Raw genomic sequence first — 2,548 nt, forward strand, 5'->3', positions numbered from 1 at the left:
TCGCCGACTGCCTGGCCGACCACTTCGACGTCGACCACTGCACCTTCCAGCTCGAACCCACCGGCCACCAGACCCACGAATTCCTCCCGCACGCGTGAGTCCTGGAACGCTCGCCGTCAGGTGCCAAGAAGGCCGTCCACCCATCCGGCGCCCACCGCCTCATCGCGGATCTCGTCGTCGCTGGCCCGAGGGCACCCCATCGTCTTCCTCCGCGCGCTCGACACCTCGACGCCGCGGCCACCCGTGGCCCCAACAGGCCCGGCCCGTTGGGCACCCTGAGCGGTGCCGGACCGTCACGACAGAGGAAGCTCGGTCCTCCTTCGGAAGACGAGGACCCGGCCGTGGTGCGGGAGGACCAGGCGTCCCAGGGCGGGGTCCTCGGTCATGGCGAACGGGGTCTGGTCGCGGTAGGCGTTCCAGTCGCCGGCGTTCGCTTCGTCGCTGCTGGTGACCACGATGTACGTCTCGACGCTCGGTGTGGTGAAGACGAGGCGTTCGAACGTGTTGCCCGGTGGCGGGTAAGAGCACAGGACGACCACGGGGCGGCGGGTGCGTAGCGACGTGGCTGCCTTCTCCTTGAAGACGGTGTCGCCGTAGTCGATGTGGGCCTCCCAGCTGTGGTCGTCGGTGGCAACGATGTGTACGCCGGCGTCGGTGAGGAGCCTGGCGAGGGTGCCGTCGCCGGCGGCGATCTCCAAGCACGGGCGTCCGTCGATGAGTTGGGCCAGTGCAGTGATCAGGGGTCGCGCGTAGAAGCAGTAGACGCCGCGCGGTCGCACAAGGGCCATGAGCCGGCGTCGGTGCGGCAGGAGCGGCCACAGCAGCCGAAAGGCGGTCCAGGACACGGCCTTGCGTCGTAGCCCGCTCTCGAAGAACAGGCGCTGCATGATCCAGCCGCTGGCCAGGCCCAGGCGGAGCATGGTGCTGCCGGTGGCTCCGGTCTCTGCTCGGAGCGCGGCCTGCCTGATCGCTTCGAGGGTCATCTGCTGCCGCACAGCCTCGGCGACGATCTCCCGCTGCGGCCTGGCGTGCCCGATGCGCTGCCGGGGCGTCTGTGCGGCCTGCATGAGGTATGCCCGCAGGGCGTCCTTGGCCCCGCTCTGGACGAAGCTACCGACCCGGGCCTCGACCTTGGCCCACTCGTGGGGGAACGTCTCCCGCATCTCGCGCAGCGACGGGCCGCCGCGCAACCACGCGGCGACATCGGCCGGCGGGCGACGGCGCCCGCGCACAGTGGGTCGACTCACGGTGAGAACATCGGCCGACCAGTGGCGCGACATGAGACCCGCGACAGGAGACCCGCGACAGGAGACCCGCGACAGGAGACCCGCGACAGGAGACCCCCGTGTGATGGCCAGCAGTGCAAGGGCGTCACGCCGGCGCCGGGGTCAGGCCGACGGCGTGGACGTGACGTTGCCACGTCGGGCGTGCGTCAGGGCGCCGACGCCGAACAGGGCGCCGGCGCCACCGACCACGAGCGCGATGACGGCCATGATCCGGGTGACTCTAAGGTCAGCGGCTGTCACGGAGCCCGGCCCAGCGTCCTGCGCCGCAGACAGGGCGCCGGCGCCCTCGCCGGCGCCTAGCCGCAGCACAGGTGCGGGATCGTCGGGCTCGCCGGCTCCCGGGACTGTGGGTGTTATCCACCGGGACACGACTCCGTCGCTGTACGTCTGGACGGTGGGGAACGCGAGCGACTCGGTGCCCGCCGGGAGCGGTCCTGCGAGCACCTTGAAGGCGACGAACCCGCCAACGGGGACGCCCGGGTTGCCCGGTGCGGCGGTGTAGGTGATGGTCCCGACGCCGGTGGTGAGGGCGCCGTCGGCGGTGGTGATCGGCGGGTTGAACGTGGTCGGTGTCGTCGAGACGATCCAGCCCGGCTCGGGTGAGGGCCGGACCGACGCCAACGGGAACTTGACGGGCAGTTTGATCTCGACCCTCACGGTCGTCGCGTCCTCGTTCTCGTTGAGCACCCGGAACGTCAGGAGCGCCTCCGGTGCGCCGCGGGTGGCGTCGTCGGCGGTGACGCTGACGTGGGCCGAGGCGGGTTCTGCGACAACGGCCGAGGTGAGCACTCCGAGCGCAGCCAGAACCACGGCGGCCAGGTGACGTCCCGAGCACCGCAGGGAGGCCCGCCGTGCGGCTCGTGGTGGCTGGCTGTCGCACATAGGGAGTCCTCCTGGACATCACGGACCCGAGGAGGGCCGTCGGTGGACGGCGCTCACGGGTGAGATGTACGGCATGTCGCGAAGACGCGGACGGGGGTGTGCTACTCAGGGTTGGATCATTCCACGACACTGGCCGGGACGACCGGTGGTGGTGCAGACAACGCCCCCGACGCCGTTCGACTGATATGTAGGGCTGGTCTGTCAAGGGGTGTGGCGAGGCACCGCCGGTGGTTGCCAGCGGTGCCTCGCTTCTTGTGACCCGGCTGTGGGCCTTGGGGTGCGCAGCGTGTCGTGTCGACGGCATGAACCGTCCCCGGTCTGGTGACTGGTCTGAAGCCACGAGAAGGTGGTCTTTGTGCCGGCACCGAGGAAGTATCCGA

Annotated in this window: 2 protein-coding genes; both read right to left on the reverse strand. The window is 70.1% G+C overall.

Annotated elements, in window-relative coordinates; all coding sequences use genetic code 11:
• Window positions 1–293: 293 nt before the first annotated feature.
• Entirely contained in the window at window positions 294–1,247 is a 954-nt protein-coding gene (locus tag ECOMGDLI_RS00420; RefSeq protein WP_143447382.1) for a hypothetical protein, read from the reverse strand.
• A 141-nt stretch (window positions 1,248–1,388) separates the two neighbouring features.
• Window positions 1,389–2,096 (reverse strand): YcnI family protein, encoded by a 708-nt coding sequence (locus ECOMGDLI_RS00425; RefSeq protein ID WP_158220802.1) that lies wholly within the window; start codon window positions 2,094–2,096, stop codon window positions 1,389–1,391.
• Window positions 2,097–2,548 lie beyond the last annotated feature (452 nt).

Source organism: Kineosporia sp. R_H_3 (genome assembly GCF_002198675.1).
Lineage (GTDB): Bacteria > Actinomycetota > Actinomycetes > Actinomycetales > Kineosporiaceae > R-H-3.